The sequence below is a fragment of the Amedibacillus sp. YH-ame6 genome, assembly GCF_053848845.1.
The window spans coordinates 111,418-130,166 of sequence record NZ_JBSPEZ010000001.1; the positions used below are offsets into that span (position 1 = coordinate 111,418).

The following is an 18,749-nucleotide window of genomic DNA, read 5'->3' on the forward strand; positions in this document are numbered from 1 at the left end:
ATTTCGTATAATTTAATCTATTTTTCAATGTATTGAATCGCAATACAATCCAATCCTGTATGGGCTGCGATAACCGCACAGATCGTATGAATATGAATTTCAAGTTGTGGATTTCTATCCTTGAGTTCTTTGCGAATTTCTTGCGCTTTCGCAAGATTATCCGAATGAATTACATACACGCATCCTTCTGACTCTTTCATCTGTTCACTTATATACTCTATTGCGACTAGTTGTGCCTTTTTTTCTGTACGTACTTTTGAAAAGACATCGATTTTCCCATTTGTAGATGGATCAATTTTTAGAATTGGTTTGATTTTTAAAAGACTTGCTGCAGCTGCAGCTAACGGTGTTAAACGACCACCTCGTTTTAAATGTTGAATATCATTTGGTAAAATCAAAGTACCACTACGTTGTATTTTATGTTCTAGTTTTTCTTTGATTTCTTTTGCATTTAATCCCTCATCTACATATTGCTTCGCCAACTGCACGGAATGATATTGCAAATCACACGTTGTATAATTTTCAATATGCGTGATTGTAATATTCGCATCTTGGGCTACCACACGGATAGAGTTAAACGTACTAGATAAACCTGAAGATAAAGGCAATGCGATAATCTCATCAAACCCCGCCTCTTTTATGTTATCAATTGTTTCTTTAATATCGCTTAGGATTGGTAAACTTGTCTTGGGCGTATGATTTTTACGTAATCGCTCGTACAAATCTTCCGTCGTAATTTCTACACTATCTCGAAATGTCTGATCCCCATCCACCACCTGCAAAGGTAGAATGTAAATTCCTTTTTCTAGTCCTTCTTTTGGTGATAAAGCACAACCACTATCTGTTAAAATAGCAATTTTCATATATATGCACCTCTTCCTTATTATCATATCGACAATTCTGATATCTAATTATCATAATTATATCATACATAATTGATATAAAGTAAGATAACGCTATAGATAAGTAAAACGATCGATGGATGACTCCTTCTTTTCTCCTTCTTCGAAAACATCCAGATAAGCTTCATATACTTGTTCACTGCTTGTGTAAATACCACTTTTCTTGAAGATATTACTAGGCATATCGCCTTCTAACACAAAGTATTCTTCCCCTGTATCACATTCTACCAACCAAACATTTGTAGTTCCATGTTCATCTGTAATGCTATCTTGCATGTTCGCATCTTCCACAAGACTTGGTTGTAACATATTCTCTGCATATTCTATGATTTTGTTTTTTATAATTGCTTCATTCATATTCATCATCCTTCTTTCCTATTTATGATAACACCAACCTTTATAAAAGAAAAGTGTTGTAATATGACATGTACTTGTCATATTAACTTTGATACAATAAAGACAACAGGAGGAATTCTTATGCAAATACAACGATTGTTTGAAATTACATACATCCTATTACAAAAGAAACGCGTTACTGCCAAAGAATTGGCAGAGCACTTTGAAGTAAGTACGCGTACCATCTATCGAGATCTTGATGCCTTATCCATGGCAGGAATCCCGTTATATACAAACAAAGGAAACAATGGCGGTATCTTTCTAATGGAAGATTATACCTTGTCCAAATCGTTATTAAACGATGAAGAACAGCAGCACCTTTTATCGGCTTTACAAAGCTATCATATGGCAGATCAAAGCGATGTATCTTCCCTTCTTACCAAACTATCTGCTCAATTTCAAAAAGAACAAGTCAGTTGGATTGATGTAGATTTTAGTGATTGGGGAGGCCTAACAAATAATAGTTCCTACTTTAAAATTTTAAAGGATGCAATCTTACAACGAAAAGTTGTGACATTCACCTACTATAATTCCTATGGAACATGCAAAGTGCGTGAAGTTGAACCCTTACGTTTAATGTTCAAAGGACAAAGTTGGTATCTTATTGCCTATTGTTTAGATAGCAATGATCAACGGATGTTTAAATTATTACGAATGGAAAACATAGAGAAATCTATGAAAGATTCTACCCATGAAATTATTGAAGAAGATGTTGAGGCGATGTATCATTATGATAAAAAAGACTATATCCACATTGTCGCAAAAGTAGATGCTTCTCTTTCCTATCGCATTTATGATGAATATACCCCTGAGCACTATACAAAACAAGAAGATGGTTCCTTACTCCTTAAAATTGCTTTTCCACCAGGTGAATGGGTGTATAGCTATTTTATGGGCTATGGATCAGGTATACAAATCATGGAACCCGCTTTCCTGAAAGAAGAATTGATACATCGTTATCGACAAGCCTTGGCGAATTACGAGGACTAGTTTATGGAAAATAGCTATGAAGTATGTTTTATCGATGATATTTTTGTTTTGACAAAAAGCGAAAAACTAACAACCTCTCTTGTGGAAAATGAAAAGATTGCGACTTCCTTTTGGCGTTCTTTCCAACAAGATATCAAAACTTATCACTTAACACAAGGGATGGAATTTGTGAAATATGGCATTACCCATCGAGAAGATGAACATCTACATTATGTATGTGGTATTCCATCAAAAGAAAACTATCCTATTACCTTTCGTTTATATCATATTCCAAGAGGACATTATTTAAAATATATTCATCGTGGGGATATGAAACATTTAAGTGAAAGTATTCGCATATTATTCGAAGATATTTTACCTAGTTCAAAACTAACACGAAAAATAGGTACTATTCAATACTATGAAAAGTATACAAGTGATTTTCACTTCAATCGAGAAGACTCTATTATCGAATTATATGTACCAATCCTAATTAAAGAGAAACCAGAGTTCCAATATATCAAATCCAAAAGTCTTCTACAAGGTGGGACCTCTATTCAAAATGGTTATCAAAAGTTCTCTTGGTTTGGAATGGATTTCAATATGAATTTATATAAAGGCTGTAACCATGGGTGTATCTACTGCGATTCTAGAAGTGCATGTTATCAAGTGGAAAACTTTGATATCGTACGAGGAAAAGAGAATGAACTAGAACTATTAGAAAAAGAACTTTCTCGAAAGCGCAGAAAAGGAACTATAGGTATTGGCGCAATGTCAGACACCTACAACTCTTTTGAAAAAGAGAAAGAGATCACACGAGGTGCTTTACAGCTGATTGATAAATATGGATTTGGTATTGGTATTGATACCAAGAGTACTTTAATATTACGCGATATTGATTTGATTGCCCATATTGCTAGACAATATCCTAGCATCATTAAAGTTACGATTACGTGTGCAGATGATGAGCTTGGTAAGATCATTGAACCCAATGCACCATTAAGTTCTGAGCGCTTTAAAATATTCGATGCGATGCATGAGCATGGAATATATGCAGGAATCCTATTTATGCCGCTTTTACCATTTATCAATGATACAGAAGAAAACATTCGTCAAATCGTATACCTAGCACACATTCATCATGCAAAGTTTATTTATCCTGGATTGGGTGTTACTTTACGTGCTTATCAACGCGATTATTTTTACCATCAGCTGAATCATTATTTCCCAGGGAAAATGGAATTGTACGAACAGCGATATCATAAAACTTACTCTTGTGATGTACCAGACGCAAGACGTCTATGGAACATCTTTAAAAAGGAATGTGAGAAGTATGGGATCGTATATAAGATGAAAGATATTATCAACGGATATAAATCTGTTGTTCCTAATGAACAAATGCAACTGCCACTTTTATAAAGAACACCCCATCCTGCAAACGCAAAATGGGGTGTTTTATATTATTTTGTTGTTTTCTTATTGATATCATTGATGCGGATTACTCTTGTACCTACTGTTTTCGCAAATCCTTCATCATGTGTGATGATTAAAATTGCCATATCTTTACTTAAATCTTTGATAATGGATGTAACTGAGGCAATGGATTCTACATCTAATGCACTCGTAGGTTCATCAAAGCATAAGACGGAAGGCTGTAACATACAAGCTCTAGCGATAGCTACACGTTGTTTTTGTCCACCACTTAAGGTATTAGGATAGGCTCCCTCTTTATCTTGTATTTGTAAGCGAAATAACAATTCCAATGCTTTTGTTTTTGCTTCTTCTTTGCTCATCAACTTATGATACAATGGCGCATCCATCAAATTCTGTAATACGGTACGATGTGGAAACAATTGATAGTTTTGAAAGACAAGACCGATATCCCTACATATTGTTTGTTTTTCTTTCTTATCCGCAATGACTCCATCTTTCAAAAGATAATTGCCATTGATACAAATACTACCACTATCTGCTTGTTCCAAGTCGCAAAGGCAACGTAATAAGGTTGTTTTACCACTGCCACTTAAACCCATCAAAACAACGATTTCTTTGTCGTCCACATTCAAATTCAAATCCGTAAGTACCTGATTTTCTTTGAAGGATTTACATAAATTTTCTATTTGTATTTTCATCATGTTTCCTCCTAGTAGTAATTCAAGCGTTTTTCAATTACATTCAGTCCTCTTGCGATTGGAATGTTCAATAGTAAATAAATAATACCTACATATACAAATGGCATAACAGTGGCATAAGTACCTGCAGCTATTTTTGCATAACGTAACAATTCATCGATTCCAAGAATTGAAACAAGGCAAGTATCCTTTAATAAAGTCAAACTTTCATTAATGAAAGAAGGAATACAATTCTTTAATGCTTGTGGCATTAAAATGTGTAAGAAGGTATAACGAGAAGAAAAACCAAGGGTTTTGGCAGCTTCCACTTGTCCACCATCAATGGACTGTATTCCTCCACGCAATATCTCTGTAAAATATGCGGTATAGTTGAATAGGAATGCCACAAGTGCAGCCTCCATACGATCCATTTTAATCCCAAGAAATGGCAATCCAAAATAGACAAACATCAACTGTAATAAGAGTGGTGTTCCTCTCATAATATAAATATAAAAACGAACGATTGAAGAAAGTAAGCGATTTTTAGATAAACGAATATAAACCATAGGTAGTGCAAATAGGAAAGACCCTACTAATGTCACTACCCAGAAAAACAATGTAATCTTTAAACCCTCCATAAAGGAGGGTAATAAATCCATAAACATGCTCATGTATATTATTTAAACCATTCTGCTTTTACTTTATCGTATGTTCCATCGTCTTTCAATTCTTTCATCGCTTTGTTAATTGCCTCGCATAAATCCTTATCTGCTTTACGCATACCTACAGCATATTCTTCTGTACCAAAGTTTTCATCAAGGTATACATAGTTAATTCCGTTATCTTGTTGTTTTACATAATAACGTGCTAATGTTTCATCCACAACAATTGCGTCACTTCTTCCAGATTCTAAATCCATGAAACAATCGTTATTGGTATCAAACTGTACAAGTTTTCCATCTTTTAATTCTTTTACGAAAGCTTCTTCTTTCATAACTGCATCATATGCACTTGAATTCTTTTGTACGGAAACTGTTTTTCCTTTTAAATCTGCCTTTGATTTAATTCCTGTTTTATCTGTAGTGATGATCATCTGGCGATTTTCCATATATGCATCTGAGAATAATACCTGTTCTTTACGAGCTTCCGTTACGGAATATCCATTCCAAATCAAATCGATATTACCAGCATCTAATTCTGTTTCTTTTAGATCCCAGTCAATGTTTTGGAATTCCACTTTCTTATCCAATTTTTTTGCGACTGCTTGTGCCATTTCTACATCGAAACCAACAAGTTTTCCATCTTTTTTAAAACCCATTGGCGCAAAAGTATCATCAATTCCCACAATCAACGTATCTTTGCTCATAGTTTCTACACTATCTGAACTTCCACATGCACTCATTCCTATTGCCATCAACAATGCCAATCCTGTAACAACTAATTTCTTCATATCAATTCCTCCTCTTTTTGCTTTCCTTCATGAAAAGAAAAGACTTTCCTCCTACTAGCATTCACTAGAGGACGAAAGTCTTATGACTTGCGTGGTTCCACCTCAATTTATCAATACCTCACGATATTGACCTCATCAAGTACCATGTACTTGTTCATCGTATAACGGCTGTACCGGCAGACACTACTCTTTGTTCGCATCTGCAGCTCCAAGACGTGTTCCACAATATCCCATGTTCTTTTACACCAACCAAGAACTCTCTATGATGGTACAACTGTGTACTATTTCTTTTCATTGCTGTTGAATAGATTCAGTATAATAGATTGTATGAAAATTGTCAACATTTTTATGTAAATAAATGAAAAGAGATGTAAGTTAATTGAAATAATTTTCGTTTTCTTGTTGACATTAGGTTTCTTCCGTTTTATAATCAAGACAACAAATTCGTTTGATTCAGGAAGAGTAATATGTGTATGAACGAGATAGAGAGTTGATGAAGGTGGAAATTCAACACGAACGTCATATGTGAATGGGCCTGATAGAAGCATAGGTGAACAATACGTTTAGTAGCTTATGACGCTATTCCCGCGTTATCGAAGGAAACAGACATGATGGTGTTTGTATAAGAGTGACTTTCACACAATAGGTGGCATAACGAAGACATCCTTCGTCCTATGAAAATAGCGACGAGGGATTTTTTTATACTCACTCTTATGCATCCTGAAAAGAGAGGATGGTGCGTTATGATAATACACGCAAAACGATGGCAGAGTTCTTATATTTACAACGTATAAATACTGCCAAGTGGCAAGAAAAGGAAGATAAATATATGAATAAAGGTATGTTTGGAGAATTTGGAGGACAATACGCTCCAGAGAAATTGATAAAGGTATTAAATGAATTAGAAGAGGCTTATGATCGATTAAAAGATGATCCAAAATTTCAAGAGGACTTATCTTACTATTATCGTGAATATGCAAATCGTCCTTCTTTACTATATTACGCAGAGAAAATGACAAAGGATCTTGGTGGCGCTAAAATCTATATGAAGCGTGAAGATTTAAATCATACAGGTGCACATAAAATCAACAATGTACTAGGGCAAGCTTTGCTCGCAAAATATATGGGGAAAAAGAAGTTAATCGCAGAAACAGGAGCGGGTCAACATGGTGTCGCAACCGCTACTGCCGCAGCCCTATTTGATATGGAATGTGATATTTATATGGGAGAAGAAGATACACGCCGTCAATCCTTGAATGTATTTAAGATGGAATTACTAGGTGCTAAGGTGCATGCGGTTACCACAGGTACAAGAACTTTGAAAGATGCGGTCGATGAAGCGTTAAACGCATGGGTAGAAAACTGTGAGGATACGTTCTATTTATTAGGTTCTGCTGTTGGTCCTCACCCATATCCAACAATTGTACGTGATTTTCAAAAAATCATTTCAGAAGAAATGAAGGCACAGTGTTTAGAAAAAGAAGGAAGATTACCCGATGTAGTTGTCGCATGTATCGGTGGAGGAAGTAATGCCATTGGTTCATTCTATGATTTCATTGATGATAAAGACGTAAAACTGATAGGCTGTGAAGCTGCTGGTAAAGGACTTGATACTACAGATCATGCCGCAACACTCGCAAAAGGAAAAACAGGTGTCTTACATGGAATGAAAACCATTTTCTTACAAGATGAAAAAGGTGAAGTACTTCCTGTATATTCCATTTCAGCTGGATTAGATTATCCAGGTGTAGGTCCTGAACATGCTTATCTTGATGAAATAAAGAGAGCCGAGTATGTTTCGATTACAGATAAAGAAGCTGTTGATGCTTTCTTATATCTAACAAAAACAGAGGGTATTATTCCAGCGATTGAAAGTTCACACGCTTTAGCCTATGTTATGAAATTAGCTCCAACAATGCCAAAAGACAGTATTCTTTGTGTCACTGTTTCAGGTCGTGGAGATAAAGACGTAAAGAGTATTGCGGAATTCTTAGATATCGAAATTGATGAATAAATAATGAAAGCATATGGCAAAACCCATATGCTTTTCTTATGCGATTTTCTATAATCAATCCTTTCCATAAAGGAAATTCGCTGTGGCTCCCCCATCCATTAAAATATCACTACCTGTAATAAAACTTCCATGAACTCCCATCAAAAGATCCGCTACACCCGCTACTTCATCTGGTGTTCCAGCTCTTTTCGCAGGACATGCGTTTAACATGTTCCTATAGAATTCTCCTCTTACTCCGTGAAGTTCATCATTCGCAAGCGGAGTTATGATAATACCTGGACTAATAGAATTGATTCTAGCTCCTTTTTCACCCCATAGCAACGCCTCTTTTTGTACACGTAATACATTTGCTCGTTTCGCAAGTTGATACGCATGTAATGTATCTCTTATCTTATCCTTTTGTAACATATCTAAACTCATCAATTCCTCACTTGGAGTAAGCGCTAATAAAGCATTCTCACGTTCTTGAAGCGCGGGTAAACGATGTCCCGACTGTGAAGAAATAATAAGTCCTGCTCCACCATAGCTTATAACCTTACCAAACTCTTCTGACAATATTGCTGTTCCATATAAGTCTACTTTCAAAATTGTTTCTATCGATGCTTGTGATGGAGATACCCCTGCACCATTTACAAAATACTTGATATGTCCTAATGTTTTCGCATAAGCTATGAGTTTTTGTATTGATATTCTTGATGAAATATCGACTTGATGCGCATATGCTTCATATCCTGCATTGGATAAGTTTTGTACAACCTCCTGTGCTTGGCGCAAAGATACATCCGCAATCACAATTGATTTAGCAACTCCAATCCTTCGTATAATTGCGACTCCAATAGAACCCGCCCCTGTTAAGACTACAACTTCTTTGTTCATATGTATTTACCATCCTTCAACTATATTCTTACTATAATCCTTGGAGTTCACTCTAAGTCAAGAAAAAAAACTGCAAATTCTGCAGTTTCTTAATCTTCTAACACTTGTACACAAATACCAATTGTTCCAGGTCCGGTGTGAACACCCAAAGCTGGAGAACATTGCTTTTCTACATAAACATCAAGATTTGGTAATTTTGGTAAGATACTTGCCTTTATTTCATCAGAGATATCTTGCGCATCTCCATTTACAATGGAAACATTATATTTCTTATGATTTCCAGCAAACTCTAACGCCAAGTCTTTTGTCTTTGAAATTGATTGTTTACGACCACGTACTTTTGATACCGTATAATAAATACCATCTTCATTACAAGAGATAATCGGTTTTAAATTCAATGCATTTCCAAATAGAGAGGCAACTAAACCAATACGACCACCCTTTTGTAAGTATTCTAGTGTTTCCACAACGAAGAACACTTTACATTTTTTAATACCCGCTTCTAATTTCACTTGGATATCTTCAAAAGATAATCCTTCTTCTATATAACGTGCCGCTTGAATTGCATGAAACCCTGCGCCGATGGAGATATTCTTAGTATCTAAAATAAAAGTATCTAAATCCGTATTATCATCCGCAATTAAGTGCACCATATTATTAGTTCCACTCAATCCACTAGAAATGGTTACTGCAATTATTTTCTCATATCCATCTGCCTTGATTTGATCAAAGATTTCTTGAATATCTTGTCCTGAAGGAAGGGATGTCTTAGGTACTTCTTTTGATAAACCACGATATACTTCTTCAGCAGTGATATCTACTCCATCTAAATATTCAGCGTTTTGATAGATAACTTTTAAAGGGATCACGTACATTCCATATTGTTGCGCATAATCTTTTGGTACATCACAACAGGAATCTACAAGGATAGCGATTTTTTGTGTATTCATAATAAACCTCCAACTATATTTTCAAATGAAATATTATGATTATGCTTACAGTATATTATAATTCGCATAATTAGTCAATCTAGTTTTTAATACCAAATATATCCATATACGAAAAAGACCATATAAAATGGTCTACGGTACATGATGAGTCTTGTTGTACTCTTGGAGTCGCTCGTTCATTTTCATTGTTTCTCTTTTGGATTGTTCATACACAATGTACATAATTGTTACAAATACAATCGTGATGGATACCAACATCGCAAATACCATATGAAGTTGTGTCCACTGAAACCAATCAAAATATAATCCAGAACCGATCACTACACACACCACATACAAATAATGAACTACATGGGAGAAATAGAGTTGTTTTTTTGTTAATTTTCTTTGTGGATATAAGAAATTCCCTAAACAACAAACTGCACTTGTGAATAGTATCTGCCATAAAATACTTGCATTTACATCATTTTCCTCATAAAAAATGGAGATGAAAATGGCTGCCATAATCAGAGAACCTGTCGTCACACAGGAAAATGTAAACAGTAAGTCTTTTAATTTTCTCATTTTCATATTCCTCCCTTCACAACCCTAACAACGCTTTTAGTTGCGCAACATATTGTCGAGATATAATAATTTTTTCATTGTTCATAAGCACTGCCTCTAAACGACTTCCAATGACTGGGGATAAATGATGAATCTTTGTAAGATTGATAATAATCGATTTGGAGGCACGCAAGTAATCTCCTCCTTTATAATTCTCTTCTATCTCATAAAGGCGCTGTTTTATTTCATATACTTGCGTTTGTGTATAAAGGAATGTTTTGTTATCTACAGATTCAAAATAGAAAACATCCTTTGGATCAATTCGTTGAATAGACGTCCCTTGCATAGCAGTGAATTTCTCTTCTTGTACTTTGAGACGTTGAATCAAACTTAGTATCGATTCATCCATTGTATCACAACGAATGATAATACAATCTTCATCTTTTGGATCTTTTTTATCTTCAATGATAATTTTCACAGCGACCTCCTTTCTATCGATCGAACGATGCTCTTTTCTTTAATACATAAACTGCGATGCTTAATGCTATTATACCACAACCAACAAGCAATAGAGCCTGCATCGATGGCGATATTGTTTGATCGAATACTTGCACACTGATTCCCATGTTTTCTTTATATACACTCATCACATCACTAGGTAAACCTTTAAATATTCTTTCAACACTTTGTTGTGTAAACACACTTCGTAACATACTTGCTTGGTGTAGAAACGGCAAACTACGCAAAATGTTTTGTACAACGTTCGGTAACATTGTCATCGGTAAATAAATACCACCTAGAAAACCAATCAAAGTACCTGCAATGGTCCCAAAAGAACCCCAAGCATTACTCGTAATTACAAATTGGGATACGATTAACACCAATGCACTGGATACACTCACACTAACCAACAACATTCCATATACTTGTACCCAACCCAGCGCATCCAAGAAAGGATGCCCTTGCATAGATACATACAGAAAAGATAATAAACAAGTAATTGTACACATAATCATACCATTGATGATTGCCGCAATTAAATATCCACATAATAGTTTCATTCTAGAAATAGGCGCACAATAAAAGCTTTCTAGCTTATGATATTGTCTATCTTGTACATATATTCCTATGATCGATAATGGAACAGTAAAACTATTCACCGCTAACATACCAGCGATTGTCCACATCAACACAACATACTCCGCATTTTGTTCATCTGCTGTTGTAGTTGCGACACCCTTTATCTTCTCTAACGCTTCTAATAAGGAATCCTTATTCATATCTCCTAAAAATACAACCATCAACAAAAGCACCATTAACACAGATAATAAAGAAAAGAATAAAGAGGCTTTATCTTTAAAGTACAACAACATATTTCGTTTTACTAAATACAATAATGACATATCTACACCCCCTTCTCCAGTGCTCTTCCAGTAATGTTTAAGAACACATCATCCATGTTTCCTTGTATCATTTCAAATCCTTCCAAAAATGATTCTATATCTTTCAATAAAGGAATCGCACTTTTTGTATCTTTCATTGGAATTGTGAATACATGATCATATCTTGCATAACTATATTTGTGCTCATTTAAGTATTCTTGTAATTTCTCTTCTTCTAGCGGGTATGCGATCAATTGATCTTTTGCGTACTTGTTCTTTAATTCAAAGGGTGTTCCAAATTCTTTTAATACACCTTGATCAATCACCGCAATATGATTTGCTTTGGCGGCCTCTTCCATATAATGTGTTGTCAGGAAAACGCTCATATCACTTTCTCTTCTTAACGTATCGATACAATCCCATACAACTTTCCTAGTTGCAGGATCTAATCCCGTTGTTGGTTCATCTAAAAACAAAATTTTAGGTGCATGCATGAGTGCTCTCGCTATTTCACAACGTCGTTTTTGTCCACCAGATAACTTCCCAAATGGACGATTTAAAAGATCTTTTAAATCTAATATCTTAGTGACGTGTAGTAATTGTTCTTGTAGTTTTTTCTTATTGTTGATATACATAGAACCTCGAATTAACAGGTTATCTTTTACACTCAACAATTCATCTAAACAATCTCGTTGATATACAATGCCTATTTGTTTTCGAATGGCATCATCCTCTTTTCCTAATTCATAGCCACAAACCCTTGCACTTCCACTGGTTGGAGGAAATAATGTACATAACATATTAATGGTGGTAGATTTCCCTGCCCCATTGATTCCTAAAAATCCAAAGAGTTCTCCTTGTTCTACATGAAAACTAATTCCATTTACCGCATGTACATCCTGATAACTTTTCTTCATATCGTTTACTTCAATTGCATACATAATATAAACCTCCCTTTCACACCTTGATTATAGAAAAGATGAAAATCCCTTACAATAGGCCTTATGCTAAGTTGCATTTCAACTCAATTAACTAGCATAATATAGCAATTAAGATACATGTACAAAATATGCACATTAAAAAAGCTTGAATTTTCATCCAAGCTTTTTCTTCGTTTATAGGTTTGATTTTTTATGATAATTCAAACTGTCCAGTATATAACTTATAGTACGTACCCTTTTGTTCTAGCAATTCATCATGACTTCCTCTCTCTATGATTTCGCCATGATCCAATACCATAATCGCATCAGAATTTCGTACCGTTGATAAACGATGCGCAATTACAAACACTGTACGATGTTCCATCAATCGATCCATTCCTTTTTCAATTAACTTCTCTGTACGTGTATCGATGGAACTGGTTGCTTCATCCAAAATAAGAACCGGAGGATTTGCTATCGCAGCTCGTGCTATGGCTAGTAATTGGCGTTGGCCTTGACTAAGGTTTGCACCATCGCCAGACAACATCGTATCATACCCTTTTGGTAAACGTTTGATAAAGGAATGTGCATTCGCAAGTTTGGCGGCTTCTATTACATCATCCATACTCGCATGCAAATTCCCATAACGAATATTGTCCGCAATCGTTCCAGTAAACAAATGGGTATCTTGTAAAACAATGGAAATAGAACGTCTTAAATCCTCTTTACGTATGAGTTTTACATCGATTCCATCGTATGTGATACTACCACTTTCAATGTCATAGAAACGATTGATGAGGTTGGTAATGGTTGTTTTCCCAGCACCTGTACTTCCTACAAATGCTATTTTTTGTCCAGGTTTCGCATATAATTGAATTCCTTTTAGAATGGTAACACCTGGTTCATATCCAAAAACTACATCATGAAAGCGAACATCTCCTTGTAAAGGTACAAGTTCTATTTTTCCATTACTTCTAGGATGTCTCCATGCCCAATGTCCTGTATATTCTTCACACTCATGACAACTTCCATCCTCTAACATACGCACACGCGTTAGTGTAACTTTTCCATCATCCACTTCTTCTTGTTCATCCATCATCGCAAAGATACGCTCTGCCCCAGCCATAGCGGCTAGAATAAAGTTCAATTGTTGAGTGAATTGATTGATTGGTAAAGCTGTTTGTCGTACATAAATCAAATAGGAAGCTAAGGCACCAAGTTCAATTTGTCCATGGATTGCGAAGAAGCCTCCAACACAGGCAACAATCGCATAATTGAAATAGGATAAAGAAACTACCGTGGGAATCGTTCTTCCAGAATAGGTCAAGGCTTGTGTAGAAGCTATACGTAAAGCTTCATTTCTTGTCTCAAACTCTTTAAAATTAGCCTGTTCATGATTGAAGACTTTTACCACCTTTACTCCATCTACCATTTCTTCAATAAACCCATTAAGCACACCCATAGCACGTTGTTGATGTGTAAAATAATATTTACTCTTCTTACTAAAATATTGAATTAGATAATACATCACAATCATAAAGAACACAACCAAAAGAGATAAACGCCAATTTAAGATAAAGATTGCGATCAAGGTTCCCACAATCATAGTGAAGCTTTGAATCAAATTATCGAAACAATTGTTCATCGCATCTTGAATGGTATCTAAATCATTTGTAAAACGACTCATGATATCTCCATGTGCATTGGTATCAAAGAATTTCAAAGGAAGTTTTTGCATCTTAGAAAATAAATCTGCACGTATTTCCTTTACAATTTTTGAAGAGGTATGTGTCATCATCTGTTTATAGAAAGCTGTACACAATGCCCCACTGGCATACATCCCTGCCATAAACAAAATGGCTTTCGTAAATCCTTGATAATTCTTAGGCAGGATATATTGATCGATAATAGGACTTACCAAATAGGTTCCATACAAATTCGCTGCGGCACTAATCACCACAAGAATTGCGACCAATAACAAGGAGAACTTATGTCTTCCCATATAATGCAGGAAGTTAAACATTGTTTTTTTCATATGTTTAGGCTTTTTATTCGAAATCTGTTTTGCCATTATAAACCAACCCCTTCCTGTTGAGATGTGTAGATATCCTGATAAATAGGATCTGTTTCAAGGAGTTGTTCATGTGTTCCAATCGCATGGATTTTCCCATCTTCTAATATAACGATTTGATCAGCGTGCATAACACTACTTACACGTTGGGCAATGATCAGTTTGGTTGTATCTTTTAAGGATGCCAAGCCTTCTTTGATTTGTGCTTCTGTAGCACTATCAACTGCACTTGTAGAATCATCTAATATGAATACTTTTGGATGTTTTAATAATGCTCTCGCAATACATAAGCGCTGTTTTTGTCCGCCTGATACATTTACTCCCCCTTGTCCTAAATCCGTATCATATCCTTCAGGAAAATCCTTCACAAATTCATCTACACACGCAACACGACATGCCCAAGCAATATCTTCTTCACTTGCATGTTCATTGCCCCATAATAGATTTTCCATAATCGTACCAGAAAACAATGTGTTTTTTTGTAAAACCATACCCACTGCGTCTCGTAGATGTGAGATTGAAAACTCTTTAACATCGATACCATCGATGCACACACGACCATCAAACACATCATACAAACGTGGAATTAATTGCACAAGCGTTGTTTTCGCAGATCCTGTTCCTCCTAATATCCCTGTTGTAGAGCCTTTTGGCATACGTAAAGAGATATCACTTAACACATACTCTTGCGCATCTTCTTTGTATTTAAAGTATACATGCTCAAAAGAAATAGATCCCTGTGTGATTACTTTGTTGGATTCTTTGGTATCAATAATATCAAGTGGTTCATCTAGTACTTCCACGATTCTTTCACAACTCGCAAGTGATCTTGTTAACATTAAGAACACACCCGATAACATCATTAAAGAATTTAAGATTTGTAAAACATAACTTAAAAATCCTGTTAATTCTCCAACTTGCATGGTACCCGCAAAGATCATATTCCCACCAAAGTAAAGAATACATATGATGGTTCCATACATTACGATTTGAAACAAAGGCATATTCCAAACGGAAGTACGAAATGCTTTTTCACTTGAAAAACGTAGATCGTCATTTACGTTCTCAAACTTTTCTTTTTCATAGGTCCCTTTGACATAGGACTTCACCACACGTATCGCATTCAAATTCTCTTGTACAATGGTATTTACTTTATCTATCGAACCTTGCATCATACGATACAATGGACCTACTTTATGAACAATGATAAATAGTCCTACGGTTAAAATGGGAATCGCAACCACAAAGATAATTGCGAGTTTCGCATTGATGGAAAAGGTTAATACCAATGCAGTCAACAACATAACAGGACTTCGTACAAAGGGACGAATACCATTACTAATGGCAGTTTGTAAGATGGTTACATCACTCGTTAATCGTGTAATCAAAGACGAAGTAGAAAAGTGATCCGTATTTGAAAAGGAAAAACTTTGTACTTTTTCAAATTCTGCCTTTCTAAGCTCTGCGCCAAATCCTTGTCCTGCAGTTGCGGCATAACGAGCATATAGGATTCCTAATACAAGCGCAATCAATGAACAAATTATCATCTGCGCCCCCTTTACTAGAATGTACTCCTTATCCCCATTGGCTACACCAACATCAATAATATCTGCCATAATCAAAGGAATGATCAATTCAAAAATCGTTTCCGTAATTACACAAATGCAACTGATAATTAAATAGCGATTATACTTTTTCATAAAAGGAAACATTCTCTTTAACATACTTACACCTCCCTATTCAAATGTTCGATCTGTTAAATTTTGATACATCCTAGAAAGAAACAGCTTAAACTGTTCTTTTTCTTCTGTGCTAAATCCCTCTAATGATTTTTCTTCTACCTCATCACAGTGCTTACTCCATAAATCTAGAGCTTTTTCACCCTTCTTCGTGATTCTTAAAGATAGAGCTCTTTTATTATCTTTCACAATCTCCCTTGTAAGCATTCCGTTTTCTTCTAAATTGTTCAATATTTTTGAAACAGTTGCTGGTTCTACATCGCAATTATAAGCAATGTCTTTTAACATACAATCCTCATGAGAATGTAAATAACGTAACACTTTAGGCTGTCCTGGAGATAATCCATAGGCACTCATATTTTGTCTTATTTTATTTCGTTGAGCATGATATGTTTTAAACATCATCATGTGAAATGGCAATTCCATAAGTCTCCTCCTCAATAATTAGCTAACTAACTGTTAGTATTCTAACTATATGATAAACTCCTTTTTTTGTCAATGATATAGGCACAACTCTAAAGAAAAAAAGCACCCATTTTGGATGCTTATGCAATGGATTGAATCAATGCTGGAAGTTCTTTTAAATTATAAAGGATAAAATCTGCTCCTGCTTCTCGATATTCTCTTGTTAGTTTCTTAATCAACGCTTCTTGTTCTTCAACGTTCAAGTTTTTATATTCTTCTTCACTCAATCCCATCAATGAGCTACCTTCTAGAATACCTACAGCTAATACACCAGCAGCTTTTGCTTCTTCAATATCTGAAATTGTATCTCCAACCTTTAAAACACTGCGTACATCTTTTATTTGCATTGCTTCTAGGTTACGGAAAATCATATATGGATATGGACGACCGCAATTATTTACACTGTTTGGAGTAATCCAATAATCTGGTGAATAACCATTATCTTTTGCTTTCGGAAGTACAATATTCATCATCTCGTCTGTATATCCTGTAGTAGAACCAATGCGAATACCAGTTGCACGTAAAGCTTCTACTGCTTCCCTTGCATATGGTTTTAACTCACAATATTGGTCTAATATTTTCAATAAATTGGAAGTGAATTTATTATGCATTTCATCAATATCAGAATCCTGACTTGCTCTTCCATATTTCTTTTCCCATTGTGCTTTTATATTAGGCATCGCCAACATTGTCTTAATATGATCCCACTTTAACATCCCCATAGGTTGTCGTGTTTCATCCATTGTTACATCAATTCCATATTCCTTAAACACTTCTATAAATGTTCTTACTGGCGCAAAACAACCATAATCTACTGTAGTCCCTGCCCAATCAAATATAACCGCCTTAATTTTCATTACTTGTTATCTCCCTTCATATAGTCTTTCATAATACTTGTTAATGTGTGAATATCTTCTTCATAGATTTCACCAATAGTTCCAATTCGAAAGGTATCCGCATCCGTCAACTTCCCTGGATAAATGGCATACCCTCTCTCTTTGATATAATCGTACATAGATTGAAAATTAAAGTTTTGTCCTTTTGGATATAAGAATGTGGTGATAATTGGTCCTTGATAAGCTTTTTCTACATAGGGTTTAAATCCCAGCTTTTCAAATTCGTCAATCAAGGTTTTCATGTTGTTGTAATAGCGCTTGCTTCTTGCGGCTACTCCACCCTCTTCTTCTAATTCTTCCATGGCTTTCGCAAAGGCTAAAACAACATGTGTTGGAGATGTATAACGCCATTTTCCATCTTTCTCCATACCAACCCACTGATCATATAAATCCAGAGATAAAGAACGAGCATTTCCCTTTGATGCGATTAGTTTTTCACGATTTGCGATAATGAAGGAGAAGCCTGGTACTCCTTGAATACATTTATTTGCAGAACTTACTAAGAAATCAATATGATCCTCACATAAGTCAATATCCACACCACCAAAGCTTGACATTGCATCTACAATGAATGTTTTTTGATACTTCGCACATAGTTCTCCAATCGTGTGAATATCATTTAAAATGCCACTCGTAGTCTCGGAGTGAATCATAGCTACATGTGTAATTTCACTATGTTCTTTTAATGCTTCTTCTGCTTTTTGTGCATCTGGAATCAGATTGTATGCTTGTTCAATATGAATGCATTTGATGTTATGATAAGTACACATTTTTGCAATACGTTCTCCATAGGCACCATTGCTTAACAACAATAAAGCACCATCTTTGGGTAGGATGCTAGAGATAGCACTCTCTACTCCAAAAGTTCCTGAGCCTTGCATCAAAACACTTGTATATGTACGTTCATCCACATGTGCAATCGTTAATAAATCTTTACGAATTCTTTGTGTTATTTGTTTGTAATCATCATCCCATGTACAATGATCAAATAACATTTCTTGTTTTACGGTATCGCTTGTCGTAAGTGGTCCTGGTGTTAATAATTTGTATGTATTCATTTTCTTC

At 35.3% G+C, this 18,749-nt stretch carries 19 protein-coding genes and 1 other annotated feature; of the genes, 3 read left to right on the forward strand and 16 right to left on the reverse strand.

The features are described 5' to 3' along the window. Positions 1–17: 17 nt before the first annotated feature. A complete protein-coding gene (locus ACWG0P_RS00610; protein ID WP_455800017.1) occupies positions 18–863 on the reverse strand; it encodes a DegV family protein in 846 nt (281 codons plus the stop codon). A 93-nt stretch (positions 864–956) separates the two neighbouring features. After that, on the reverse strand, positions 957–1,259 hold the full coding sequence (locus tag ACWG0P_RS00615; protein ID WP_455800018.1) for a hypothetical protein: 303 nt from the start codon (positions 1,257–1,259) through the stop codon (positions 957–959). A gap of 120 nt (positions 1,260–1,379) precedes the next feature. Here ACWG0P_RS00615 and ACWG0P_RS00620 point away from each other — a divergent pair, with 120 nt between their 5' ends. After that, positions 1,380–2,288, forward strand: coding sequence for a helix-turn-helix transcriptional regulator (locus tag ACWG0P_RS00620; RefSeq protein ID WP_455800019.1), 909 nt, complete (start codon positions 1,380–1,382; stop codon positions 2,286–2,288). A gap of 3 nt (positions 2,289–2,291) precedes the next feature. Then, entirely contained in the window at positions 2,292–3,686 is a 1,395-nt protein-coding gene (locus ACWG0P_RS00625) for a radical SAM protein (protein WP_455800020.1), read from the forward strand. A gap of 41 nt (positions 3,687–3,727) precedes the next feature. Here ACWG0P_RS00625 and ACWG0P_RS00630 read toward each other — a convergent pair whose 3' ends face one another. From ACWG0P_RS00630 to ACWG0P_RS00640, 3 genes are read right to left on the reverse strand one after another with little or no spacing between them, the layout of a single operon-like run. Then, on the reverse strand, positions 3,728–4,399 hold the full coding sequence (locus tag ACWG0P_RS00630; protein ID WP_455800021.1) for an amino acid ABC transporter ATP-binding protein: 672 nt from the start codon (positions 4,397–4,399) through the stop codon (positions 3,728–3,730). 11 nt (positions 4,400–4,410) lie between these two features. After that, positions 4,411–5,037 (reverse strand): amino acid ABC transporter permease, encoded by a 627-nt coding sequence (locus ACWG0P_RS00635; RefSeq protein WP_455800022.1) that lies wholly within the window; start codon positions 5,035–5,037, stop codon positions 4,411–4,413. A 17-nt stretch (positions 5,038–5,054) separates the two neighbouring features. Further along, positions 5,055–5,828: an amino acid ABC transporter substrate-binding protein gene (locus ACWG0P_RS00640; RefSeq protein WP_455800023.1), complete on the reverse strand. Its 774-nt coding sequence runs from the start codon at positions 5,826–5,828 to the stop codon at positions 5,055–5,057. A gap of 64 nt (positions 5,829–5,892) precedes the next feature. Then, positions 5,893–6,132: a binding site (T-box leader), on the reverse strand. A 459-nt stretch (positions 6,133–6,591) separates the two neighbouring features. Between ACWG0P_RS00640 and trpB the strand changes: the two genes are divergently transcribed. Then, positions 6,592–7,842 (forward strand): tryptophan synthase subunit beta, encoded by a 1,251-nt coding sequence (trpB, locus tag ACWG0P_RS00645; RefSeq protein ID WP_455800024.1) that lies wholly within the window; start codon positions 6,592–6,594, stop codon positions 7,840–7,842. Positions 7,843–7,896: 54 nt separating this feature from the next. On the opposite strand, the gene ACWG0P_RS00650 is transcribed toward trpB, so the two are convergent. From ACWG0P_RS00650 to ACWG0P_RS00700, 11 genes are all read right to left on the reverse strand, one after another. After that, entirely contained in the window at positions 7,897–8,718 is an 822-nt protein-coding gene (locus ACWG0P_RS00650) for an SDR family oxidoreductase (RefSeq protein ID WP_455800025.1), read from the reverse strand. Positions 8,719–8,807: 89 nt separating this feature from the next. Continuing rightward, positions 8,808–9,668 carry a DegV family protein gene (locus tag ACWG0P_RS00655; protein WP_455800026.1) on the reverse strand — a complete coding sequence of 287 codons (861 nt, stop codon included), beginning with the start codon at positions 9,666–9,668 and terminating at the stop codon, positions 8,808–8,810. A gap of 132 nt (positions 9,669–9,800) precedes the next feature. Further along, positions 9,801–10,232, reverse strand: a complete 432-nt coding sequence (locus tag ACWG0P_RS00660; RefSeq protein WP_455800027.1) for a DUF3021 family protein — start codon at positions 10,230–10,232, stop codon at positions 9,801–9,803. 16 nt (positions 10,233–10,248) lie between these two features. Continuing rightward, positions 10,249–10,689 carry a LytTR family DNA-binding domain-containing protein gene (locus tag ACWG0P_RS00665; RefSeq protein WP_455792616.1) on the reverse strand — a complete coding sequence of 147 codons (441 nt, stop codon included), beginning with the start codon at positions 10,687–10,689 and terminating at the stop codon, positions 10,249–10,251. A gap of 13 nt (positions 10,690–10,702) precedes the next feature. After that, positions 10,703–11,614 (reverse strand): ABC transporter permease, encoded by a 912-nt coding sequence (locus ACWG0P_RS00670; protein WP_455800028.1) that lies wholly within the window; start codon positions 11,612–11,614, stop codon positions 10,703–10,705. 2 nt (positions 11,615–11,616) lie between these two features. Further along, the gene (locus ACWG0P_RS00675; protein WP_455800029.1) at positions 11,617–12,534 is read right to left on the reverse strand and encodes an ATP-binding cassette domain-containing protein; all 918 of its coding nucleotides are present in this window, start codon (positions 12,532–12,534) and stop codon (positions 11,617–11,619) included. Positions 12,535–12,724: 190 nt separating this feature from the next. Then, a complete protein-coding gene (locus ACWG0P_RS00680) occupies positions 12,725–14,584 on the reverse strand; it encodes an ABC transporter ATP-binding protein (RefSeq protein WP_455800030.1) in 1,860 nt (619 codons plus the stop codon). Continuing rightward, a complete protein-coding gene (locus tag ACWG0P_RS00685) occupies positions 14,584–16,308 on the reverse strand; it encodes an ABC transporter ATP-binding protein (RefSeq protein WP_455800031.1) in 1,725 nt (574 codons plus the stop codon). Before ACWG0P_RS00685 ends, ACWG0P_RS00680 begins: the two co-directional genes overlap by 1 nt. A gap of 12 nt (positions 16,309–16,320) precedes the next feature. Beyond that, on the reverse strand, positions 16,321–16,749 hold the full coding sequence (locus ACWG0P_RS00690; RefSeq protein ID WP_455800032.1) for a MarR family winged helix-turn-helix transcriptional regulator: 429 nt from the start codon (positions 16,747–16,749) through the stop codon (positions 16,321–16,323). A 119-nt stretch (positions 16,750–16,868) separates the two neighbouring features. Beyond that, positions 16,869–17,645 carry a phosphonoacetaldehyde hydrolase gene (gene phnX, locus ACWG0P_RS00695; RefSeq protein WP_455800033.1) on the reverse strand — a complete coding sequence of 259 codons (777 nt, stop codon included), beginning with the start codon at positions 17,643–17,645 and terminating at the stop codon, positions 16,869–16,871. Next, a complete protein-coding gene (locus tag ACWG0P_RS00700; protein ID WP_455800034.1) occupies positions 17,645–18,742 on the reverse strand; it encodes a 2-aminoethylphosphonate--pyruvate transaminase in 1,098 nt (365 codons plus the stop codon). Before ACWG0P_RS00700 ends, phnX begins: the two co-directional genes overlap by 1 nt. Positions 18,743–18,749: the final 7 nt, after the last annotated feature.

Coding starts and splice junctions, on each gene's coding strand:
- ACWG0P_RS00610 (WP_455800017.1), bottom strand. CDS start 863: ATGAAAATTGCTATTTTAACAGATAGTGGTTGTGCTTTATCACCAAAA.
- ACWG0P_RS00615 (WP_455800018.1), bottom strand. CDS start 1,259: ATGAATGAAGCAATTATAAAAAACAAAATCATAGAATATGCAGAGAAT.
- ACWG0P_RS00620 (WP_455800019.1), top strand. CDS start 1,380: ATGCAAATACAACGATTGTTTGAAATTACATACATCCTATTACAAAAG.
- ACWG0P_RS00625 (WP_455800020.1), top strand. CDS start 2,292: ATGGAAAATAGCTATGAAGTATGTTTTATCGATGATATTTTTGTTTTG.
- ACWG0P_RS00630 (WP_455800021.1), bottom strand. CDS start 4,399: ATGAAAATACAAATAGAAAATTTATGTAAATCCTTCAAAGAAAATCAG.
- ACWG0P_RS00635 (WP_455800022.1), bottom strand. CDS start 5,037: ATGGATTTATTACCCTCCTTTATGGAGGGTTTAAAGATTACATTGTTT.
- ACWG0P_RS00640 (WP_455800023.1), bottom strand. CDS start 5,828: ATGAAGAAATTAGTTGTTACAGGATTGGCATTGTTGATGGCAATAGGA.
- trpB (WP_455800024.1), top strand. CDS start 6,592: ATGGCAGAGTTCTTATATTTACAACGTATAAATACTGCCAAGTGGCAA.
- ACWG0P_RS00650 (WP_455800025.1), bottom strand. CDS start 8,718: ATGAACAAAGAAGTTGTAGTCTTAACAGGGGCGGGTTCTATTGGAGTC.
- ACWG0P_RS00655 (WP_455800026.1), bottom strand. CDS start 9,668: ATGAATACACAAAAAATCGCTATCCTTGTAGATTCCTGTTGTGATGTA.
- ACWG0P_RS00660 (WP_455800027.1), bottom strand. CDS start 10,232: ATGAGAAAATTAAAAGACTTACTGTTTACATTTTCCTGTGTGACGACA.
- ACWG0P_RS00670 (WP_455800028.1), bottom strand. CDS start 11,614: ATGTCATTATTGTATTTAGTAAAACGAAATATGTTGTTGTACTTTAAA.
- ACWG0P_RS00675 (WP_455800029.1), bottom strand. CDS start 12,534: ATGTATGCAATTGAAGTAAACGATATGAAGAAAAGTTATCAGGATGTA.
- ACWG0P_RS00680 (WP_455800030.1), bottom strand. CDS start 14,584: ATGGCAAAACAGATTTCGAATAAAAAGCCTAAACATATGAAAAAAACA.
- ACWG0P_RS00685 (WP_455800031.1), bottom strand. CDS start 16,308: ATGTTAAAGAGAATGTTTCCTTTTATGAAAAAGTATAATCGCTATTTA.
- ACWG0P_RS00690 (WP_455800032.1), bottom strand. CDS start 16,749: ATGGAATTGCCATTTCACATGATGATGTTTAAAACATATCATGCTCAA.
- phnX (WP_455800033.1), bottom strand. CDS start 17,645: ATGAAAATTAAGGCGGTTATATTTGATTGGGCAGGGACTACAGTAGAT.
- ACWG0P_RS00700 (WP_455800034.1), bottom strand. CDS start 18,742: ATGAATACATACAAATTATTAACACCAGGACCACTTACGACAAGCGAT.